Here is a 21,650-nt window from a genome sequence, read left to right as displayed (position 1 = left end):
ATGAGCCGCGTAGCGGACGTCGAGTTCTCCGTCCCCGTCTCCTTCTCCCCCGTCGACCAGTACCTCGACATCGCACGCGGCGCCGAGGCCGCGGGTATCGACCGGATCGTGCTGCCCGACTCGCTTTTCCACCCGCGGCGTCAGGACAAGGACTACCCGTACACGCCGGACGGCTCGCGGATGTGGGACGAGAACACCGAGTGGGTGGAGCCGCTCATCGCCTGCGCCGCCATGGGCGGGGCGACCTCCCGGATCAGGTTCTGTCCGCAGGTGCTCAAGGTGGGCCCGCGCAACCCGCTGCTGCTCACCCGGCAGGTGGGCTCGGTCGCGTTGCTCACCGGCAACCGGCTGGACCTGGGCGTGGGCATCGGCTGGGACCCCAACGAGTTCGAATGGTGCGGCGCGCCGTTCAAGGGCCGCGGCAAACGCACCGACGAGTCGCTGGCCATCATGCGAGAAGGCCTGCGTGGCGAGTGGATGGAGTTCCACGGCGAGCACTTCGACTTCGACGAGCTCATCTTCACCCCGGCGCCGTCCGAGCAGGTCCCCTTCTACGTCGGCGGCCACACCGAGATCGCGCTCAAGCGCGCCGCCCGCGTCGGTCAGGGCTGGACCAGCGCGATGATGGGGTTCGACGACATCGTCGCCACCGTCACCCGCCTGGGCGAACTGCTCGAGGAGCAGGGGCGCTCGCTGGCCGACCGCGGCGACGGCAAGCGCTTCGCTATCCAGGTGGTGTGCCTGGACCGCTACGGCTCGAAGGGCTTCGCCGAGCTCGCGGAGGCCGGCGTCACCGACATCATCGTCATGCCGTGGCTGATCGAGGGCCACGGGTACGACTGCACGGCCGAGCAGAAGATCGAGTCGATCGCCCGCTTCGGCGAGAAGTACGGCCTGCGCTCCTAGCCGCGCCACCGCCACCACCTGCCCACCCGGGCTGGTCGACCCGGGCCACCACCTGCCCACCCGGGCTGGTCGACAGCACACCGGACTCGGTCAACTCAGCGCAGCGATCCCGGCCGCAGAATGCCAAAGTCGTCGTCCAACTCGCGGCGTTCGCCGGAGCCCCCGTGGCGGGAGGCGCGCCTTGGCCGCTTCGTGGTTGTCGGAGCCGCTGCATCGTGATTGCCGCGGCCTGTGGATGGTCGTCGTCTCTATCCCCACACCGCGCTCCCCGGCAGACCACGGCGCCACCCCGGTAGTAGATCTGAAATCGTGAATCGCCGATCCAGACCAACCGGAGACCGCCCCCCGATCGCTCGCGCCGCCCTCGAATCCGCGGTCGCTGGCGGCACACCGTTCCGAGCCGCCTCCGCGTTGGAGCACCGGATCGTGACTCGGCACGGGCTCTCCACTCGCTACCGCGCCCTCCTGCCGGGCGTCTACATCGCGAACGACGCATCCCCGACCGCTGCCGACCACATTCGCGCAGCCGCGCTGTGGGCCCCAGCGGGAAGCGTGATCGGAGGGTGGGCAGCGGCGCGGCTCAACGGCGAGCGGTGGTATTCCGAGAGGCGATGCGCCGATTCCGTCGACCTTTACTCGGCTCGTGCCCTGCGCGCTCCGAAGGGAGTCAGGGTGCGGATCCTCCGCAGGCCGCTCGCCCCGGACGACCTCGCTCGCGCAGGCGACATCGCGACCACCGCTCCGGGCAGGACCGCCGTGGACGTAGGACAGTGGACGACGGGGCTGGATCGGCGCATCTGCGCTATCGATTCCATCTGCAATTCGGCTCGGATCGGACTCGGCGACGTCTCCGCGGCTGCAGGGCGGATGAGCGGGCAGCACGGAGTGGCCGACGTCCTCCACATTCTGGCGGAGTGCGATCCACGGGCGGACTCGCCCAGAGAGAGTCTGCTGCGGCTGGCTATCCACCGCTCGGACCTGCCGCGGCCGGTGAGCCAGCTCCGGATCCGCAACGAGTACGGGGCCGTCGTCGCCACTGCTGATCTTGGGTACGAGCGAGAGAAGGTCGCGATCTTCTACGACGGCGCCCTCCACGGTCGACCCGACCAGTGGAAGTTCGATGCCGGGGTCAATGCCGAGCTCACCGACCTCGGGTGGGAAGTGCTCCGGGTGGTGTCGCATATGACGGCGGCCACTGTCCTGCATCGGATCGCGCGGGCACTCGCGAGAGGCAGCCAGCGAAACGGCCTCTGACATACGGGCCGATCAGCGCAGCCGCAGAAGAAGGGCCGGCGGGGGTGCCCGGCGGGCGGCGGGCGGGGGGCGGGGGTGCTGTTCCATCTCGGCTTGGTCGACAGAATTCGCGCCGCGGGCCCTTCGCGGGACGCCGGAGGTCGACCAGGCTCTGCGAATTGTTGACCGAAGTCGGACTCAGCCCGGGATCGTGGTGGCGATGTCGTCCAGACACGCGAGGATCGCGCCGTGCGTGTCCTGCGTGGCCTCCAGGTGCATGAGGTGCCCTGCCGGTGCCGTGATCGCGCGGACCATCCGCACGTCATCGTGATAGCGGCCGAGCTTGGCCAGCGGGTCGCGGCCGTGGAATCCCTCGAGGTCCGGGTCGTGCTCGGAGTAGAGGAAGTAGAAGGGCACGGGGTTGGTCTGCCGCTCGAACTCCTTGCGCGCGTGCCAGCTCACGTCCATCGCCCGGTACCACTGCAGTGGCCCCGCGAACCCGGTCCGCGCGTACTCCGCCTCGTAGGTGTCCATCTCCTCGACGGTCAGCCACGGCCACGGCAGCGGCGGCGCCTCGGGCAGCGCGTCGAGATAGGTGGAGCCGGGCGGGTGCTGCCACACGTCGAGGTAGTGATAGTCCGCGGACAGTGCCCAGAAGACGCGGGTGAGGAACTCGCGTTCGCGGCCCGCGAGGTCGGCCTCGGCCACTCCGGGCTGCGCGAAGTAGTGCAGGTGCAGGAAGTGCTCCTGCGCCATCATCGCCGACCCCTCGAGCGGCGGGACCGATCCGGCGGTGCTCATGAACGGGTTCTCCATACCGATCACGGCCCGAACCAGGTCGGGTTCGAGGTGGCACGTGTCGTAGGCGACGCCGGCGCCGAAGTCGAAGCCCACCAGCACCACCCGGTTCGCGCCCTCGGCCTCGCAGATGGTCACCACGTCGTCGACGACCTCGCGCGGCGCGTAGGCCGCGACGTCCGTGGGCGCATCGGATCCGCCCATCCCACGCAGGTCGGGAGCGATCACCCGCCACCCGGCCGCGGTCAGGACGGGGATCATCCGGTGCCAGGTGAACCAGAAGTGCGGGAACCCGTGCACGAGTACCACGGTCCCGGGGCCGGCCGGCGCCGTGGCGGGTCGGGGGTCCGGGTCGGCGACCACGTAGTGCAGTCGTACACCGTCACGCTCGATGGAGCGGTGGTCGATCATGAGGATCACCTTGCCTGTTCGATGGGCCGACGGGATCGGTTCGGGGCTTCTGGGGTCGGACGACGACGACGAGGTCGCCCTCTCCCCGGAGACGAGAGCCCCGGCCCGGCCTGCGGAACAGGCGGGACCGGGGCTGACCGGCCGGGGGCCGGGTGTGGCTGCTCGCGGTGTCAGACTCGCTGTGTCAGGTCAGTGCATGACCGGGCACTTGAAGTCGACCTTCCAGTCCTGGATGGCGTTGAGCCAGCCCGACCGCAGACGCGTCGAGTCGCCCAGCGAGGTGATGTCCGGCATGTGGTCGGCGATCGCGTTGAAGATCAGCTCGATCTGGAGCTTCGCCAGGTTGGCGCCGATGCAGTAGTGCGGGCCGTTGCCGCCGAACGTCAGGTGCGGGTTCGGATCGCGCAGGATATTGAACGTGAACGGGTCCTCGAACACGTCCTCGTCGAAGTTCGCGGAGCCGTACATGATCGCGGCTCGGTCACCCTTCTTCATGGTGACACCGCCGATCTCCACGTCCTCGGTGGCGGTGCGCTGGAACGAACTGATCGGCGAGGCCCACCGCAGGATCTCGTCGTAGGCGGTCTCCGGGCGCTCGCGCTTGAACAGCTCCCACTGGTCGGGGTTCTCGAGGAACGCGATCATCCCGTGGGTCGTGGCGTTACGGGTGGTCTCGTTGCCCGCCACCGCGAGCAGCACCACGAACCAACCGAACTCGTCGGAGGTGAGCTTCTCGCCGTCGAGGTCCGCCTGAACCAGCTTGGTCACCAGGTCGTCGCGGGGGTCGGTCTCGCGCTTGGTGGCCAGCTCCTGGGCGTAGGAGAGCACCATGGCGTTGGCCATCTGCGACTCCTCGACCTTGCCGGGGACGTCGTAGCTCGTCATCTGGTTGGACCACTCGAAGATCTGGTGGCGGTCCTCCATGGGGATGCCGATGAGCTCGGCGATGGCCTGGAGCGGCAGCTCGGAGGCCACGTCGACGATGAAGTCGCCGGTGCCCTTGGCCGCGGCCGTCTGGACGATGTCCTTGGCCTTGGCGGTGAGGTTCTCGCGCATCTTCTCGATGTTGCGCGGGGTGAAACCCTTGGAGATGATCCGCCGGTACTTCTTGTGCTCGTCGCCGTCCTGGTTGATGAACAGCAGGCGGGTGAGCTCGACGATCTCCCGCTCGGTGCCGGGGGCGAAGCGCGGGATGGCGGTGTTCTCGAAGGTGGAGAAGACCTCGTTGGTCCGGCGCGAGATCTCCTTGACGTCCTCGTGCTTGGTGACGACCCAGTAGCCGTGGTCGTCGAAGCCGTCCACTCCCGGCTCCTTCGCGCACCACCAGATCGGCTCGGTGCGGCGGAGGTGGGCCCATTCGGGATGGGGAAGGCGCTTTTCGTAGAGCTCCGGATCCGTGAAGTCGAACCCCTCGGGAATGGTGACTGGCTGCACTGGCACTCCTTGACCACGTCTGATTGCGTCTCGTGCTCGGACGGCGCCGGGACAGCTACCCCTCACCCCGCGCTGTAATCTAGAACACGTTACAAGAACCATACTGGAACACGTTCCTCCGTGGGTTGTGGTTCCCGGTCCGCCCGCCGACCCCGGCGTGCACCCCGCGGGGCGAACCGCGAATCCGCGCCCGGGGTGGCGTAAACTAGAACCCGTTCTAACCTTGCTTCCGAAGGAGCGCATCCATGGGAAATCCCGTCATCGTCGAGGCCGTCCGGACCCCGATCGGAAAGGCCCGCGGCGCACTGTCGGGCCTGCACCCCGCGCACCTGCTGGGCGCATCGCAGAAAGAGGTGATCCGGCGGGCCGGCATCGACGCCGCGCTCGTCGAGCAGGTCGTGGGAGGCTGTGTCACCCAGGCCGGCGCCCAGGGGAACAACGTCACCCGCGGGGCGTGGCTGGCGTCCGGGCTCCCCTGGCAGACGGCGTGTACCACCATCGACTGCCAGTGCTCGTCCGCGCAGCAGGCCAACCACTTCATCGCCAATCTGATCCACGCGGGCGCGATGGACGTCGGCATCGCGTGCGGCGTCGAGTCGATGAGCTGGATCGCGCTGCGCGCCGCCGTCGGCGACGGCTCCAACGGGATGCCGCGCCCGGACGACTGGGACGTCGACCTGCCCGACCAGTTCACCGCGGCCGACCGGATCGCGAAGCGCCGCGGGTTGAGCCGCGCCGACCTCGAGGAACTCGGTGTCCGGTCCCAGGCCAACGCGAAGCGCGCGTGGGAGGAGGGCCGCTTCGATCGCGAGACCTTCGCCGTCGACGCCCCCGAGCGCCTCAAGGACGGCACCTACACCGGCGAGACGGTGACCGTCACCCGCGACCAGGGGCTGCGCGACACCACCGCCGAGGCACTGGCCTCCCTCAAGCCCGTCATGGAGGGCGGACTGCACACCGCCGGCACCTCCAGTCAGATGTCCGACGGTTCGGCCGCCGTCCTGCTCATGGACGAGGACGTGGCCAGGGCGCACGGACTGAAGCCGCGGGCACGGATCCTCCACCAGGCACTCGTGGGCGGCGAACCCGAGTACCACCTCGACGGCCCGGTCCAGGCCACCCAGCGGGTACTCGACCGCTCCGGCATGTCGATCTCGGACTTCGATCTCTTCGAATGCAACGAGGCGTTCGCCTCCGTGCTCCTAAGCTGGGCGCAGGTGCACGGGCCCGACATGGACAAGGTCAACGTCAACGGAGGGGCCATCGCGATCGGCCACCCCGTCGGCAGCACCGGGTCGCGGCTCATCACCACCGCCCTGCACGAGCTCGAGCGCACGGACGGCGAACGCGCCCTCATCACGATGTGCGCGGGAGGCGCCCAGGCCTCGGCGAGCATCATCGAGAGGATCTGACATGAGCAACGCCATCGAGACGGCCGCGAACCGCCGGCGGGAGGTGTTCGCCGCCGTGTCGTCGGCCGACGGACCCGAGGACGCCGTCCGCGCCATCGCGAGCCTGCTGTCGGTGTCCCCCGACGAGGCCCGTGACGTCCTGAAGACCCCGCTCGAGACGTTCGCGGGATCCCCCTCCGGCGGATCCGGCGACGGCGCCGCCCGGGGCTTCACCCTCCGCCCCTTCACGGAGTCCGAGGAACACACGTCCCTGTTCCACGCGCGCTCGTCCGACGAGACCTCAGCGACCGGCGGGACCTGGGACCGCGAGAAGACCGAGCAGGAGCTCCGGGACGGCCTGGCGCGCGTCGAGGCCGAGTCCGCGATGTGGTTCGTCGCGGTCGACACCTCCCGCGACGCCCCGGTGGGGTTGGTGTTCGGCGAGCAGGTCGACAACGGCGACGTGGACGTGGCCATCTGGATCCGCCCCGAGGAACGCAAGAAGGGCTTCGGGCTCGCCTCGCTGAAGGAGAGCCGCCGCGAGCTCGCCGCGTTCTTCCCCGGTAAGCACGTGATCGTCCGCGCCCCCCTGGGCGGCGGCCGGTGAGCTCAGCCGACCCGGCACCCGAGACGGGCGTCGACGACCCGCGGCGGGGCGCGCCGTGGGTCGTGGGGCTCATCAAGACGATGTCCAGGGTCAACACGTGGGCATACCGGGTGTCGGGCGGGCGGATCGGCGGGTCCTGGCGAGTGGGTTCCGCCCTGCGGGCCCCGGTGCCGGTGTGCCTCGTGACGACGACCGGCCGCAAGTCGGGCGAGCCGCGGACCGTGCCCCTGCTCCACCTCCCGGACGGGGACCGCGTCCTGCTCGTCGCCTCCCAGGGGGGCCTTCCCAAGCATCCCCAGTGGTACTTCAACGTGCGGGCCGACCCGAACGTCACCGTCCAGGTGGGTCGCCGCCGACGCGCGATGACGGCAAGGGAGGCGACCCCGTCCGAGCGGGCCGAGTTGTGGCCCCGGCTCGTCGAGCGGTACGCGGATTTCGCCGACTACCAGGCCAACACCAGCCGGGTCATCCCGGTCATCATCTGCGAACCCAGAGCCTGACCCCCCGCCTCCGACGGCCGGCCCCTCTACAGGGGGCCGGCCGTCGTGATTTCAACGAGTTCCACACCATTGGTCACACCAGTAACATTTCCTGAGCAAACCATTGACATATGAGCTTTCTTAGAGGAATCTAATCTCCGCCGAGGCGCGCCTCCTGCGCTGACCGGCCACGACTGTGATCCAGGGGGATCTCATCTCAGGGAAGGCTTCTTTATGAACAAGTCCAGCAAGGCCGTCGCCGTCGCGGCGTCGGTCCTCCTCGCCGCCGCCGGCACTCAGGGAACAGCCAACGCCCAGGACCTGGGGAGCGTCCTCGACATGCTCCCGTCGCTGATCGACTCCGGATCGGCCGGAGATCTGGCCGGCGGTTCGGGCGGACTCTCTCCGCTGGCAGGTTCCGCGGACGCGCCGGGGTCCTCCGAGGTGCCCGGGTCCTCCGGGCTCAGCCCGCTGGGCGGGTCGTCGGATCTGCCCGAGCTGAGCCTGTCGCCGCTCGGCGGCTCGTCCGAGCTCCCCGGGTCGTCCGAGATCCTCCCCGGCTCGGCCGGCGTCCTCGATGGCTCGTCCGAGCTCCCCGGGTCCTCCGAGATCCTCCCCGGCTCGGCCGGCGTCCTCGAGGGCTCCACGTCTCTGCCCACCGACCTCACGGGCTCCCTCGGCACGGTTCCGCTGTCCTCCGAGCTCCTCGGCGGCTCCGCCGAGCTGCCGGGCTCTGCCGAGCTCCCGCCGCTGTCCACCGAGCTCCTCGGTGGCTCGTCCGACCTGCCGACCGACCTCACGGGCTCCCTCGGCACGGTGCCGCTGTCCTCCGAGCTCCTGGGCGGCTCCGCCGAAGTGGGCTCCACAGACATGGCGCCGCTGTCCACCGAGCTGCTCACCGGTTCGGCCGCTCTCGCGCCGGTCGGCTCCGCCGGGATGGCCCCGCTCTCGACCGAGCTGTTGGTCGGCTCGGCCGAGCTCGCGCCGCTCACCGGTTCCGAGGAGATGGCGCCCCTGTCCACCGAGCTGCTCGGTGGTTCCGCGGAGCTCGCGCCGGTCGGTTCCGCCGGCATGGCGCCCATCGTCAGCTCGATCGGTATGGAGCCCCTGTCCACCGAGCTGAACCTCCTCGGAGGCTCCGCGGAACTGCCGGCGCTCTCCGCCGAGTTCCCGGACGGCTCGACCGAGGGCATCGGCGGCTCCGCGGTGCTCGTCGGTGAAGGCATCGCCGGTTCGCTGACCAACGGATCCGCCAACCAGCTCGCGGGCTCGGTGGAGAGCAACTCCGCCGACCCGATCATCGGCTCGATCGCCGAGGGCGGCATCCTTCCGGCACTGTCCGGTTCCATCTCGGAGACCTCCGGGTCCCTCTCAGGCAACGGTGGCTCGACGGGCCAGAGCTCGGACCTCATCACCGGATCGACCGGCGGCAGTGCCGGGGTCATCACCGGTTCCTTCGGTGAGCTCACCGAGGTCAACGGCTCGCTGACCGCGCTCACCGGGTCGCTCGAGAACGGCTCCGTGCAGGGCACCTTCTCGACCAACCTGGGTTCGGAGATGGGCGCAGGCGCCTCCCTCGAGAGCTTCGCCAGCCTCGGCGAGAGCGGCGCGGGGAGCCTGCTCCCGGTCCTCTCGCTGGGTGCAGCCGTCGGAGGCGGCGCCATGGTCGCCACGGCCGCCGCCAACGGGGCGCTCGCGCTCCCGCCGCTGCCCGGCCTGCCGCCGCTGCCGTACCTCTGCGACCTCCCGTCGGCGCAGGTCGACCAGTTGGCCTCGCTCGGCTCGGTCGAGGCGCAGCAGTGCCCGACCCCGGGTAACTGATCGAACCGGGTCCTGCTAGGGGACCACGATAAGACGGGGGAACCCCGCACCATCGCGGTGCGGGGTTCCTCCGTCGTCCGGGAGGGATCAGCGAGCTCCGTACACCGGCACCGGCGCTGGCGACTCGTCGAGCAGGCGCGGCACGACCGACCCGAGCTCCGCGGGCTCCCACCGGGCCCCCTTGTCCTCGGACGCGGCCCGCTGCCATCCGTCGCAGACTGTGACCTTGCCGCCCTCGACCTCGAACACCCGACCGGTGACCTGTGCCGACTCCTCGGATCCCAGCCACACGACCAACGGCGAGATGTTGGCCGGATCCATCGCGTCGAAGGATCCGTCCTCGGGGGCTGCCATCTGTGAGGCCATGCCCTCTCCGGCGGAGGTGGTCATGCGGGTGCGCGCGGCAGGAGCGATCGCATTGGCGGTGACGCCGTAACCCTTCATCTCCGCAGCCGTCTGGATGGTCAGCAGCGCGATCCCCGCCTTGGCTGTGGCGTAGTTGCCCTGCCCCACCGAACCGAACAGCCCCGCGCCCGACGAGGTGTTGATGACCCGCGCCTGACGGGGTCGGCCGGCCTTGGACTCGGCCCGCCAGTACTCGGCGGCGTGCCGCAGCGGCGCGAAGTGGCCCTTTAGGTGGACGTTGATCACGTTGTCCCAGTCCTGCTCCCCCATCCCGACGAGCATCCGGTCCCGCAGGAATCCCGCGTTGTTCACCAGGACGTCGAGTCCACCGAACGTGTCGATCGCCTGCTGGACGAGCTCACGGGCCCCCTCCCACGAGGAGATGTCGTTGCCGTTGACCACGGCCTCGCCACCGGCGGCCCTGATCTCCGCGACGACCTGCTCGGCCGGGGACTCACCCACGTCCGATCCGTCGAGACCTGCCCCGAGGTCGTTGACCACGACCTTGGCCCCCTCCGCGGCGAAGGCCAGCGCGTGCTCGCGGCCGATCCCGCGGCCGGCCCCGGTGACGATGACGACGCGTCCGTCGCAGATACCCATAGTCGTTCTCCTTGTTCGTGTGTGGTCAGTGCTTGTTGTCGGCTGTGGAGGCCGAGAGGAATGCAGGCTTCTCGCCACCGCCGTGGACCAGCAACTCGGCCCCCGTGATGTACGCGGCGAGTGGCGAGGCCAGGAACGCCGCGGCCTGTCCGACGTCGCGGGGGTCCGCCATCCGGCCCATCGGGATCGTCGCGTCGACGGCCGCCACCCCGTCGGCGTCCCCGTAGTGCATCTCGGCGAGTTCGGTCTTGACGGGCCCCACCACGACGGAATTGATACGGACCGCTGGAGCCCACTCCACGGCCAGTGACTGCGTGAGCGAGTCGACGCCCGCCTTGGCCGCCCCGTACGACGCCGTGCCCGGCGAAGGCCGGTGTCCGGAGACGGACGAGATGTTGATGATCGCCCCTCCGGTCGGTTGCATCACACGGTTGGCCTCCTGCGAGACGGTCAATGCCGACAGGAGGTTGAGGGCGACGATCTTCGAGTGGAAGTTGGCGCTCGCCTCCGCGGCGAGGGCGAACGGTGCGCCCCCGGCATTGTTGACCACCACGTCGAGCCGCCCGTGTCTGGCGACAATGTCGTCGACCATCGCGCGCACGGCGTCGGCGTCGCGGAGATCGACCGGGTGGAACTCCAGATCCGCCACCCCGGAGCCCTCGTCGGCGGGTCGACGGGCACAGGTGACGACGACCGCGCCGGCCTCCCTGAAGACCGTGCTGATGCCCGCGCCCACGCCGCGTACGCCCCCCGTGACGAGGACGACCTTCCCCGCCAGACCCAGATCGATGTTCGTCATGCGTGCTAGCCTACCAAGCAAGCGTTTGGTTAGTCACCGGCCCGTCGAGGACGGCGGTGGCGCGGGAAGGAGCTCCATGGGCATCAGTGTCGACAAGGGCGCGGACGGGATAGCCACCGTCACCGTCGACTACCCTCCGGTCAACGCCATCCCGTCCGCGGGATGGTTCGAACTCGGCGATCAGATCCTCGCCGCGGGGCGCGACCCCGAGGTCCACGTGGTGATCCTGCGGGCCGAGGGCCGGGGGTTCAACGCGGGCGTCGACATCAAGGAGATGCAGGACTTCGAGGGCTTCGACCACCTGCTCGCGGCGAACCGCGGCTGCTACGTGGCCTTCAACGCCGTCTACGAGTGCGCGGTCCCCGTGATCGTGGCGGTGAACGGCTTCTGCGTGGGCGGCGGCATCGGTCTGGTGGGCAACGCCGACTGCATCGTCGCCTCCGACGACGCGGTGTTCGGTCTGCCGGAGGTGGACCGGGGAGCACTCGGTGCCGCCACGCACCTGTCCCGGATGGTCCCGCCGCACATGATGCGCACCCTGTACTTCACGTCGCGAAACGTCACCGCGCAGCAGCTGCACTCGTGGGGAACGGTGTACGACGTGGTCCCCCGTGACCAGCTCGACGCGGCCGCACGCGATCTCGCCGAGACGATCGCCGCCAAGGACACGCGGGTCATCCGTGCGGCCAAGGAAGCCATCAACCACATCGATCCCATCGACGTGAAGTCCTCCTATCGGATGGAGCAGGGCTTCACCTTCGAACTCAACCTCGCAGGTGTGGCAGACGAGCACCGTGACGAGTTCGTCAAGACCGGCAAGAACCTGGACAAGCGATCCGAGAGGACGGGCGAGCACAAGTGACGACGACCCCCACCCCGCGCGACAAGCGCACCAGTCTCGACGAGGCCGTGTCGCGCCTCTCCAGCGGCATGACCATCGGTATCGGTGGATGGGGTTCACGGCGTAAGCCGATGGCACTCGTCCGGGCGATCCTGAGGCGCGAGGACCTGACCGACCTCACCGTCATCACCTACGGCGGCCCGGACCTGGGCCTGCTGTGCTCGGCAGGCAGGGTCTCCAAGGCCTACTACGGGTTCGTCACCCTGGACTCCGCACCCTTCTACGACCCGTGGTTCGCGCGGCGTCGTACCGAGGGTTCGATCGTCGCTCGCGAGATGGACGAGGGCATGGTCCGCGCGGGCCTCACCGCCGCCGCGCAGCGCCTGCCGTTCCTGCCGACCCGCGCCGGCCTCGGCTCGGACGTCTTCCGGTTCTGGGGCGACGAGCTCAAGACCGTCGACTCGCCGTACCAGGTCGACGGCAAGACCGAGACCCTGGTCGCGATGCCCGCCCTGCGCATGGATGCCGCGTTGATCCACCTGGACAAGGCGGACAAGCACGGCAACGCCGCGTTCACCGGCGCCGACGGGTACTTCGACGATCTCTACGCCATGGCCGCGGACACCGTCCTGCTCGAGACCGACGAGATCGTCGATTCCGCGGACGCCCTGATGAACGAGGTCGGCCCGCAGCGCATGCTGCTCAGCCGCATGTTCGTCGACACCGTCTCCGAGGCCCCGAACGGCGCCCACTTCACGTTCGCGGGTGGCTACGGCCGCGACGAGGCGTTCCAGAAGCACTACGCCACGTCCGCGAAGGATGAGACGTCGTGGAAGGCGTTCGTCGACGAGTTCCTGTCCGGGTCCGAGGAGGACTACCAGAAGGCCGTCACCGCGTTCGCGGAGAAGGTCGCTGCCGAGAAGGCCGCCCAGAAGGGAGCCAAGTGATGTCCGACGTCACCACCGAGTCCGCCACCACTCAGTCCATCAGCAGGGCCGAGTACTGCGCTGTCGCCTGCGCGGAGATCTTCGCCGGCGCCGGTGAGATCTTCGCCTCCCCCATGACCCCGATGGCCACCATCGGCGCGCGTCTGGCCCGGCTCACCACCGAGCCGGACCTGCTCATCACCGACGGCGAGTACCGATTCCTCGGCCAGACCCCGCCGCTGGGCAAGACCATCGACTTCGAGGGGTACATCCCGTTCCCCCGCGTGTTCGACGTCCTGCAGGCCGGCACCCGCCACGTGGTGATGGGCGCCAACCAGATCGACCGCTTCGGCAACCAGAACCTCTCCGCGTTCGGTGACGACGTGCAGAAGCCCACCCGCCAGATGTTCGGCCTGCGTGGGGCGCCCGGCAACTCGATCAACCACGCCACCAGCTACTGGGTGGGCAAGCACTCCTCCCGGGTCTTCACGGCGAAGGTCGACGTCGTCTGCGGCGTCGGTTACGACCGCTACACCGAGGGTGACCCCGCCTTCCGTTACCACCACATCCACCGGGTGGTCTCCAACCTGGGCGTGTTCGACTTCGGCGGCGCCGACCGCAGCATGCGTGCGGTCAGCCTGCACCCCGGCGTCACGGCCGACGAGGTCGCCGAGAACACGGGCTTCGAGATCGAGGGCCTGGCCGACGCCGCGGTCACCCGCGCCCCCTCGGACGAGGAGCTGCGCATCATCCGCGAGGTGCTGGACCCGCGCGGGTTCCGCGACCGCGAGGTGCCGGCCGCATGAACGCGCCGACACTGTCCACGGCATTCACCGAGCTCGTCGGTGTCGAGTACCCGATCGTCCAGACGGGCATGGGCTGGGTCTCCGGACCCGAGCTGACCGCGGCCACGGCCAACGCCGGCGGACTGGGGATCATCGCCTCGGCCACCATGACGTTCGCGGAACTCGAGGCCGCGATCATCCGGACCAAGGAACTCACCAGCAAGCCCTTTGGTGTCAACCTCCGAGCTGATGCCGAGGACGCCGCCGAGCGGTGCGAACTGATGATCCGTCACGGGGTCAAGGTCGCTTCGTTTGCTCTCGCGCCCAAACCGGAGTTGATCGCGCGCCTGAAGGAGAACGGCCTCGTCGTCGTCCCCTCTATTGGTGCCGCGAAACACGCCGTCAAGGTGGCCTCCTGGGGCGCCGACGCGGTGATCGTCCAGGGCGGTGAGGGCGGTGGCCACACCGGCCAGGTCGCCACCACCCTGCTGCTCCCGAGCGTCATCGACGCCCTCGGCGGCGCGGGGAACACCTCGATCCCCGTGGTCGCCGGCGGTGGGTTCTTCGACGGCCGCGGACTGGTCGCGGCGTTGTCCTACGGTGCCGCGGGCGTCGCGATGGGCACCCGCTTCCTCCTCACCAGCGACTCGCAGGTCCCCGACGCGGTGAAGCAGCAGTACCTCGAGCGCGGGCTCCAGGACACCGTCGTCTCCACCCGCGTCGACGGCATGCCGCACCGCGTCCTGCGCACCGGCCTGGTCAACGCCCTCGAATCGGGCAGCCCCCTCAAGGGCATGGCCGCCGCCGTCCAGAACGCGAATAAGTTCAAGTCCATGACCGGGATGAAGTGGCAGCAACTGGCCAAGGACGGCCTCAACATGAGGAAGGCGTCCGACCGCACGTGGCAGCAGATCGTCATGGCCGCCAACACCCCGATGCTGCTGAAGGCCGGGCTGGTCGAGGGCAACACCGACGCCGGAGTGCTCGCGTCGGGACAGGTCGTGGGCATGATCGACGATCTGCCGAGCTGTGACGAGCTGATCCAGCGGATCATGACGCAGGCACACGAGCGCTTGTCGGAACTGCGCGATCTCGGCTGATCTCCACTAGCGCTCCTCGAACTCCGCCCCCCTCTCGTCGAGGGGGGCGGAGTTCGTTCTTACCGGGAAATGTGATGCGACAGACAGCTTCTTGTTCTAGGCTGAGAACCGTCTTAATTTCTCAGGGGAGCGCTCGGCCCCTGCGCCCCCTCGGAGGAACCCTCGATGACATCGCGTACTTTCGCCCGATCGGCTGCCGTTCTCGGCGCCGCCACCGCACTCACCATCGCCGGCGCCGGCGCCGCCATGGCAGCCACCAACGACAGTGCGGTGGACGGTAATACGGTATCGGTGACGTTCGAGCTCGAGAGCGGTCAGCTCGGTGACACCTGCGGCGCCGTGCTGACCCCGACCTCCGCTGCTCCCGCGCTGGCGGCCAGGCTCGCGGACGGCAACATCGTCGACATCATCGACACTCTCGTCAATGACGACAATGTGACGGTCCTGCGCGACGGGCCCCTGCCCAACACGATCCTCCTCCCCCTGGCCAACCCGTCCGGCACCGTGACCGCTACCGACGTCCCGTCGAACGTTTACGCCATCGTGAGCTTTTGCCTCTCTGACCCGACCAATCCCGCTATCGAGGCGCCCGTCCTCGTCGGCGACCCGATGGAGGCGATCCAGGGCAGCATCGGCGGTCTGTCCTCCGACGGTGACGCACTCGGCACCCTGTCCGCCGTCATGGGCGGCGAGGGTGGCGGCGACACCGGTTCCGACATCGGCGCGATGCTCGGTGGCGGACTGGACACCGGCAGCGCCGGCGAGTAATTGCCCCTGCCTCCACTGTGAGATGACGCGGACCCGCCACTCCGAAGGGTGGCGGGTCCGCTTTGTCATGCGTTGCCGTGGCCCCCACTCCCACGCCCGCCATCCCCACCCTGCTCACGGGTGAGGATCCCTACATCGTCCCGACCCTGATGGTCGGTTCGCCCCTCGAGGCCATCCAGGGCAGCATCCGCGCCCTCTCGACCGTCATACAGGGCGGCGACGGCGGCCTCCTCGGCGGTGGCACCGGCTCCGCCGGCGAGTGATCACCAAGTCCTTACGCGAACCACCGCGGGCCCCGCACCCTCCCCTCGGAGGAGGCGGGGCCCGCGGCGCCGACTCCCCCTTCCACTTGGCCGGAGTGCAGGTCAGCGCCGAGTAAAGTTAACCTCACCGCCCAAACGGGCCAATCCCAGAGAATCGAGAAACATCGTGACCGTAACCCCCTTCCGTCGACTCACGCTTCTCGCCGCAGCCGGAGCCATCGCGCTGGGGACGAGCGCCTGTAGCAACGACGACGAGGGCGGCGCCTCGACCCCGGAGTTCATCACCGCGGACACCGACCTCGCCCAGGAGAGCCGGTGCGCCCGGGAGGGCGAGCATTTCGTCCTCGATGCCACGGTGAACAACAAGGCTGAACACGCGGCGACGTACATCGTCACCGGCACGGTCCAGAGCGCCGTGGATCGCGGGTACCGGGCCACCGGCACCGCCGATGCCGTCCTTGTGCAGGCGGAAGAAAGCGCTGAAGTGAGCCTCGACGGCTTCGGGGAGGACGCCCCAGAGGACGCCACGTGCACGATCACGGCGAGCAGGAAGCAGGCCGACTGACCAGCCTTTCCACCGGTAGACGACGAGGGCCTGCCTCCCTGGATGGGAGGCAGGCCCTCGCTGCTACCTACGGATCAACCCCGACCGTTGGGGATCGACGGACCGTGCGCCTGGGGCAACTCCCGCTGGGAATCATCCTGGCCCGCGCCTCCGATGCTGCCGAGGCTTCCTACCGGGATACCCGGCGGGGGCGGAGGCAGCGGCGGCAGCTGCACCACCGGGAGTTGGAACCCCGGAGGCAGCGAGATCATCCCGGTGTTGATTCCGTGGATTACCCCACCGATCGCCAGAGCGCCTAGCCCGAGCGAACCGACAGCGAGCGAGCCGGCCCCTCCGGTGGAACCCAGCAGCGGAGCGAGCGAGCTCGTCCCGCCGACCGAACCCAGCAGCTGGGCCAGTGAACCGAACGTGGTATCCGGGTCCGACCCGGTGCCACCTCCATCCCCGGACCCGAGCGTGTCCCCGATCGAGCCGAGCGAGCTGCTCGGGATCGAGCCCGAGCCGTCGCCGGTCGAACCCGGACCCGTCGAACCCGAGCCGGTGCCCGGCGTGCCGGAATCATCACCGAGCGAGCCCGCCGTGACGCCGAGCGAACCGAGCGCCGCCTGCAGGAGGGAGCCGACGGAGCCGCTCTCGCCACCAAGCGAACCGCTCTCGCCACCGAGCGAACCGCTCTCGCCACCGAGCGAACCGCTGGCGAGCGACCCGAGAGATCCGGTGCCGCCTTCCCCGCAGGTGGCGCAGGGCAGCAGGCAGGCCAGCGAGCCGAGCGGGCTGCACTCGCCCCCGCCGCCGGAACCCTCCACCGTCACCACGACGGGCACTGTGTCGACCGAGCTGTCGGGGTAGGTGACGGTGACCGTCCCCGGGTAGTCACCCGGAGTCGTCCCCTCGGGCGGCGTGACGGTGAGGTTGCAGTTCTCGTCGAACGTCGCGTTCCAGCCCTCGGGGTACGTGACGGTGCACGTGGTCCCCTCCGGCAGGTCGGCGCCGGTCTGCGGAACGGTGATATCCGATCCCGCCTCGCCCGAACCCGGGCCGTAACCCGGATCATTCTCCTGCGCATCAGTCGGATCCGCATCCGGCGCCAGCACCGTGATCGTCACCGGCACCTGCTCGGACGATCCATCCGGATACGTCACCGTCACCGTGGACGGATACTCACCCGGCGCGGTCCCGACAGGCGGCGTGACAGTGAGGTTGCAGTTCTCATCGAACGTCGCACCCCACTCGTCCGCATAACCCACCGAACACTGCGCACCCTCCGGCAACGCGTTGTCACCGGACTGCGGAGCAGTGATCGGCGTGCCGGCCTCACCCACACCCGGGCCATAAGCCGGCGTATTGGTCTCAGCATCAGTCGGACCGGCATCCGGCTCGGTCACCGTCACCACCACGGGCACGGTGTCCACCGAGTCGTCGGGGTAGGTGATCGTCACCGTCCCCGGGTAGTCACCGGCAGGAGTATCCGCCGGCGGCGTCACCGTCATATTGCAGTTGTCATCAAAGGTGACCGTCCACCCGGCCGGGAACGAATGCGCGCACTCGGTCCCCCCGGGCAGCGACGCATCACCGGTCTGCGGAACATCAATCGGCGTACCCGCATCACCGACGCCCGGGCCGTAACCCGGAGTGTTGTCCTGCGCATCAGTCGGCGCAGCCGTCACCGTCACCACAACCGGAACCACATCCGTCGACCCGTCCGAGTACGTCACCGTCACAAACGACGGGTACTCCCCCGGAGCAGTGCCCGCCGGAGGCGTCACCGTCAGATCACAGTTGTCACCGAACGTCGCATTCCAGCTCGCCGGGTAACCCACCGAACACTGCGCATCAGCAGGCAACGCGGCATCACCGGTCTGCGGCAGCGTCACCGCCACACCCGGCTGCGTCGAACCCGACGCATACGCAGGCGTGTACGAATCAGCCACATCCGGAACCACATCCGGCTCAGCCACCGTCACCACGATCGGCACCACATCCACCGAACCATCCGGATAGGTGATGGTCACCGTCCCCGGGTAATCACCCGGAGTCGTCCCCGCAGTCGGAGTCACCGTCGCGTTGCAGTTGGCATCGAACACCACAGTCCACGACGCCGGGTACGACGCCACACACTCCGTACCCGCCGGCAACGACGCATCACCAGTCTGCGGCACCGAGATCGGCGTCCCCGCCTGACCCGAACCCGGCCCATACGCCGGAGTGTTCTCCTGCGCATCAGTCGGATCCGCATCCGGCGCCAGCACCGTGATCGTCACCGGAACCTGCTCAGACGAACCATCCGGGTAGCTGACCGTCACCGTCAGCGGGTAATCACCGGCCGGCGTTCCCGCCGGCGGGGTGACCGTCACATCACAGTTCGGACCCGACGCGTTGCCGGTCCACCCCGTGGGCAGACCAACCACACACAACGTCCCCGCCGGCAGATTCATGTCACCGGTCTGCGGAGCCGTGATCGGCGTACCAGCCTCACCCACACCCGTCGCGTAGGCAGGGTTGTTAATATCGGCTTCGGTCGGATCCGTGACCGGCTCGGTCACCGTGATCGTCACCGGAACGGTCTCGCTGGAGCCGTCCGGGTACGTCACCGTCACCGTCAGCGGGTACTGCCCCGCCGTGGTCCCCACAGGCGGGGTGACCGTGACAGTGCAGTTCGGACCATCAGCATCGCCGGTCCACCCAGCAGGCAGACCGACCTCACACGTCGTGCCCTCCGGCAGCGTCATATCACCGGTCTGCGGAGCCGTGATGGCCGTACCAGCCTCACCCACACCCGGACCGTAACCCGGCGTATGAGTGTCGGCATCGGTCGGACCCGGCGTCGGCGAAGTCACCGTGATCGACACCGGCACCTCGTCCACGGACCCATCCGGGTACGTCACCGTCACCGTGCCCGGGTAATCACCGGCAGAATTATCCGCCGGCGGCGTCACCGTCATGTCGCAGTTGTCACCGAAGGTGACCGTCCACCCAACCGGGAACGAATGCGTACACACGGTCCCCGCCGGCAGCGACGCATCACCGGTCTGCGGAACATCAATCGGCGTACCCGCATCACCAACACCCGGACCGTAGCCCGGATTGTTCGTCTCAGCCCCGGTCGGCTCCGCGCCCGGCTCTGTCACCGTGATGGACACCGGCACCAGCTCGGACGAGCCATCCGGGTAGCTGACCGTCACCGTCAGCGGGTAATCACCGGCCGGCGTTCCCACAGGCGGGGTGACCGTCACATCACAGTTCGGACCATCAGCATCGCCTGTCCACCCCGTGGGCAGACCAACCACACACGACGTCCCCGCCGGCAGATTCATATCAGCGGTCTGCGGAGCAGTGATCGGCGTGCCGGCCTCACCCACACCCGGGCCATAAGCCGGCGTATTGGTCTCAGCATCAGTCGGACCGGCATCCGGCTCGGTCACCGTCACCACCACGGGCACGGTGTCCACCGAGTCGTCGGGGTAGGTGATCGTCACCGTCCCCGGGTAGTCACCCGGGGTCGTGCCCGCAGGCGGCGTGACGATGAGGTTGCAGTTCTCGTCGAAGTCCGCCCCCCAGCTCTCGGGGAACGTGATAGAGCACGTGGCCCCGCCGGGCAGATCGTCACCAGTCTGCGGAACATCAATCGAAGTACCCGCATCACCGACACCCGGGCCGTAACCCGGATCGTGCTGCTCCGCATCCGTCGGCTCGGCGCCCGGCTCTGTCACCGTGATGGTCACCGGCACCGTCTCAGAACTGCCGTCCGGGTACGTCACCGTCACCGTCAGCGGGTAGTCACCGGCCGGCGTTCCCGCCGGCGGGGTGACCGTGACATCGCAGCTCGGACCATCAGCATCGCCGGTCCACCCCGTGGGCAGACCAACCACACACGACGTCCCCGCCGGCAGCGTCGTATCACCGGTCTGCGGAGCCGTGATCTCCGTACCAGCCTGACCCGACCCCGGCCCATAAGCCGGCGTATTGGTCTCAGCATCAGTCGGATCAGCACCCGGTTCGGTCACCACGAACGGTGCCGTGGTGTTGTCGACCGAATTGTCGGCGTACGTCACCACGACCGGAACCTGGACAGTCGCCGGCGCGGTACCCGCAGGCGGTGTGTAGGTCACCAGACCGCTGGCCGCATCGATCGACGCAGTCGCCGGCGCACCGGCGCCGAGCGCGAACGCCGCACCAGTCGGCGTCGGCACCGGCGCACCGTCCTCGGTGAACGTCACCGGCGACGTTGCCGTATCACCCACCTGCAAAATAACCGGCTGGTACGCAGGCTCGAACGTCTCTGCTTCCGTCTCCGTCGGGGTCGCTTCCGAGACCACGAACGGCGCAGTGACGTTATCCACCGAATCGTCGGCGTACGTCACCACGACCGGAACCTGGACAGTCCCCGGCGCGATACCCGCAGGCGGCGTGTACGTCACCAGACCGGTCGTGGGGTTGATCGACGCACCCGGCTGCGCACCGGCACCCAGCGCGAAGGTCGCGCCGGTCGGCGTCGGCACCGTCGCACCGTCTTCGGTGAACGTCACCGGCGACGTCGCCGTCTGACCGACCTCCACGTTCACCGACTGGTACGTCAAATCGTACTGCTCCGCATCCGTCACCTCCGGCGGTGGCGGCTCCGACATGACGGCAAGCCGCCAGACAGTACCTATACCGACATACGCGTTGGCGTACGCCCCGGTAACGGCGGGCACCAGAGGGTCCTGGACGAAAGAATTGGTCCCCTGCAACGTCAGCGTCGCAATCGAGGTAGCGAGCCTGACGTCATTCCCCCCGTGCATCACATCGTGCACCAACATGTGTCCCGACGCGGGCCCGAGGCGAAGTGAGATCCGGTCGTCAATACCCACAACCCCACCCAGATTGGGCCTGTTGCCCGAGGTGAAGTTGAAGCGGTAGACGCCCTCGGCATCAGTGTGCGTCAACAGGGTGTACCGGTACGTGGTGCCATTGGGTTCGTACACGTCCATGTACACGGGAATGTCGGCGGGGGCATACGAATCACCGAAGAGCGGATTGCGGACAGAGCGATCCGATCCGACGTCATGCCCCACGACCCCGGCGAACCCGCCGTTCGACGAAGAGTAGCTATTTCCGGTGATATCGATCACCGTCCGCTCCGGCGCAGAGACGTAACCGATGTTCAGGTCCTGCACACGATTCCCGAACGCGATGTTCGAGTTGTTCGTCCACTCGCGATTCGTGTCGTAAGCCACCTGCGTGGGACGGCCGTCACCGGGAATGAAGATCGGCTGGAACCGCCCGGCAGTCCCGCCCTCCGGAGTCGCGGTGACCGTCATGGGGGTATCGATCTCGATCCAACTCCCCATCGGGGCGCCCGTGGTCGGTTCGAATCCCGAGTTCGCGGGAAGCTGAATGCAGTACGAACCATCTGTCGCCGACGTGGTTGTGTACCACGCAGACCAGGGGCCGCTGGTAGCTGACGCCGGCGAACCACCCATCGTGTACCGGACCCTGAAGGTCACGCCTGCGAGGCCAGGGTCTCCAGGGTCTTCGA

The 21,650-nt window shown here is 68.6% G+C and carries 18 protein-coding genes; 13 read left to right on the top strand and 5 right to left on the bottom strand.

All coding sequences use genetic code 11. The features are described 5' to 3' along the window. Window positions 1-906: a TIGR03619 family F420-dependent LLM class oxidoreductase gene (locus tag AC3DE3_RS12440; RefSeq protein ID WP_488370185.1), complete on the top strand. Its 906-nt coding sequence runs from the start codon at window positions 1-3 to the stop codon at window positions 904-906. A gap of 672 nt (window positions 907-1,578) precedes the next feature. Continuing rightward, window positions 1,579-2,160, top strand: coding sequence for a hypothetical protein (locus AC3DE3_RS12435; protein ID WP_488370184.1), 582 nt, complete (start codon window positions 1,579-1,581; stop codon window positions 2,158-2,160). A gap of 177 nt (window positions 2,161-2,337) precedes the next feature. Here the strand turns inward: AC3DE3_RS12435 and AC3DE3_RS12430 are convergent, their stop codons facing one another. Both AC3DE3_RS12430 and AC3DE3_RS12425 read right to left on the bottom strand, forming a co-directional pair. After that, window positions 2,338-3,348, bottom strand: coding sequence for an alpha/beta fold hydrolase (locus tag AC3DE3_RS12430; protein WP_488370183.1), 1,011 nt, complete (start codon window positions 3,346-3,348; stop codon window positions 2,338-2,340). A 189-nt stretch (window positions 3,349-3,537) separates the two neighbouring features. After that, the gene (locus AC3DE3_RS12425) at window positions 3,538-4,782 is read right to left on the bottom strand and encodes a cytochrome P450 (protein ID WP_488370182.1); all 1,245 of its coding nucleotides are present in this window, start codon (window positions 4,780-4,782) and stop codon (window positions 3,538-3,540) included. Between the two features lie 245 nt (window positions 4,783-5,027). On the opposite strand from AC3DE3_RS12425, the gene AC3DE3_RS12420 reads away from it, so the two are divergent. From AC3DE3_RS12420 to AC3DE3_RS12405, 4 genes are all read left to right on the top strand, one after another. Continuing rightward, window positions 5,028-6,194, top strand: a complete 1,167-nt coding sequence (locus AC3DE3_RS12420; RefSeq protein ID WP_067711854.1) for a steroid 3-ketoacyl-CoA thiolase — start codon at window positions 5,028-5,030, stop codon at window positions 6,192-6,194. A 1-nt stretch (window position 6,195) separates the two neighbouring features. Continuing rightward, the gene (locus tag AC3DE3_RS12415) at window positions 6,196-6,780 is read left to right on the top strand and encodes a GNAT family N-acetyltransferase (protein WP_488370181.1); all 585 of its coding nucleotides are present in this window, start codon (window positions 6,196-6,198) and stop codon (window positions 6,778-6,780) included. Next, complete coding sequence (locus AC3DE3_RS12410) at window positions 6,777-7,280, top strand: nitroreductase family deazaflavin-dependent oxidoreductase (RefSeq protein ID WP_396118919.1); 504 nt, start codon at window positions 6,777-6,779, stop codon at window positions 7,278-7,280. The genes AC3DE3_RS12415 and AC3DE3_RS12410 overlap by 4 nt, the downstream gene beginning before the upstream one ends. A 213-nt stretch (window positions 7,281-7,493) precedes the next feature. Next, window positions 7,494-9,080, top strand: a complete 1,587-nt coding sequence (locus tag AC3DE3_RS12405; RefSeq protein ID WP_488370180.1) for a hypothetical protein — start codon at window positions 7,494-7,496, stop codon at window positions 9,078-9,080. Window positions 9,081-9,167: 87 nt separating this feature from the next. Here AC3DE3_RS12405 and AC3DE3_RS12400 read toward each other — a convergent pair whose 3' ends face one another. Further along, on the bottom strand, window positions 9,168-10,085 hold the full coding sequence (locus tag AC3DE3_RS12400) for an SDR family oxidoreductase (protein WP_488370179.1): 918 nt from the start codon (window positions 10,083-10,085) through the stop codon (window positions 9,168-9,170). A 25-nt stretch (window positions 10,086-10,110) separates the two neighbouring features. Continuing rightward, entirely contained in the window at window positions 10,111-10,884 is a 774-nt protein-coding gene (locus AC3DE3_RS12395; RefSeq protein ID WP_488370178.1) for an SDR family oxidoreductase, read from the bottom strand. A gap of 76 nt (window positions 10,885-10,960) precedes the next feature. Here AC3DE3_RS12395 and AC3DE3_RS12390 point away from each other — a divergent pair, with 76 nt between their 5' ends. From AC3DE3_RS12390 to AC3DE3_RS12360, 7 genes are all read left to right on the top strand, one after another. Continuing rightward, window positions 10,961-11,746 carry an enoyl-CoA hydratase family protein gene (locus AC3DE3_RS12390; protein WP_488370177.1) on the top strand — a complete coding sequence of 262 codons (786 nt, stop codon included), beginning with the start codon at window positions 10,961-10,963 and terminating at the stop codon, window positions 11,744-11,746. Continuing rightward, window positions 11,743-12,672, top strand: a complete 930-nt coding sequence (locus tag AC3DE3_RS12385; RefSeq protein WP_488370176.1) for a CoA transferase subunit A — start codon at window positions 11,743-11,745, stop codon at window positions 12,670-12,672. Before AC3DE3_RS12390 ends, AC3DE3_RS12385 begins: the two co-directional genes overlap by 4 nt. Next, a complete protein-coding gene (locus tag AC3DE3_RS12380) occupies window positions 12,672-13,457 on the top strand; it encodes a CoA-transferase subunit beta (RefSeq protein WP_154828927.1) in 786 nt (261 codons plus the stop codon). The genes AC3DE3_RS12385 and AC3DE3_RS12380 overlap by 1 nt, the downstream gene beginning before the upstream one ends. Next, on the top strand, window positions 13,454-14,536 hold the full coding sequence (locus tag AC3DE3_RS12375; RefSeq protein ID WP_488370175.1) for an NAD(P)H-dependent flavin oxidoreductase: 1,083 nt from the start codon (window positions 13,454-13,456) through the stop codon (window positions 14,534-14,536). The genes AC3DE3_RS12380 and AC3DE3_RS12375 overlap by 4 nt, the downstream gene beginning before the upstream one ends. Before the next feature lie 165 nt (window positions 14,537-14,701). Further along, window positions 14,702-15,304 carry a hypothetical protein gene (locus AC3DE3_RS12370; protein WP_488370174.1) on the top strand — a complete coding sequence of 201 codons (603 nt, stop codon included), beginning with the start codon at window positions 14,702-14,704 and terminating at the stop codon, window positions 15,302-15,304. 77 nt (window positions 15,305-15,381) lie between these two features. Continuing rightward, on the top strand, window positions 15,382-15,567 hold the full coding sequence (locus AC3DE3_RS12365; protein WP_264886717.1) for a hypothetical protein: 186 nt from the start codon (window positions 15,382-15,384) through the stop codon (window positions 15,565-15,567). Between the two features lie 166 nt (window positions 15,568-15,733). Next, complete coding sequence (locus AC3DE3_RS12360) at window positions 15,734-16,132, top strand: hypothetical protein (RefSeq protein ID WP_264886718.1); 399 nt, start codon at window positions 15,734-15,736, stop codon at window positions 16,130-16,132. 74 nt (window positions 16,133-16,206) lie between these two features. Here the strand turns inward: AC3DE3_RS12360 and AC3DE3_RS12355 are convergent, their stop codons facing one another. Beyond that, a complete protein-coding gene (locus AC3DE3_RS12355) occupies window positions 16,207-21,432 on the bottom strand; it encodes a Rib/alpha-like domain-containing protein (RefSeq protein ID WP_488370173.1) in 5,226 nt (1,741 codons plus the stop codon). Between the last annotated feature and the right edge of the window lie 218 nt (window positions 21,433-21,650).

This window comes from Dietzia sp. IBK-p2-16D (genome assembly GCF_057773085.1).
The sequence above is the reverse complement of the archived record's forward strand: the minus strand, read 5'-3'. Positions and strand labels throughout refer to the sequence as shown.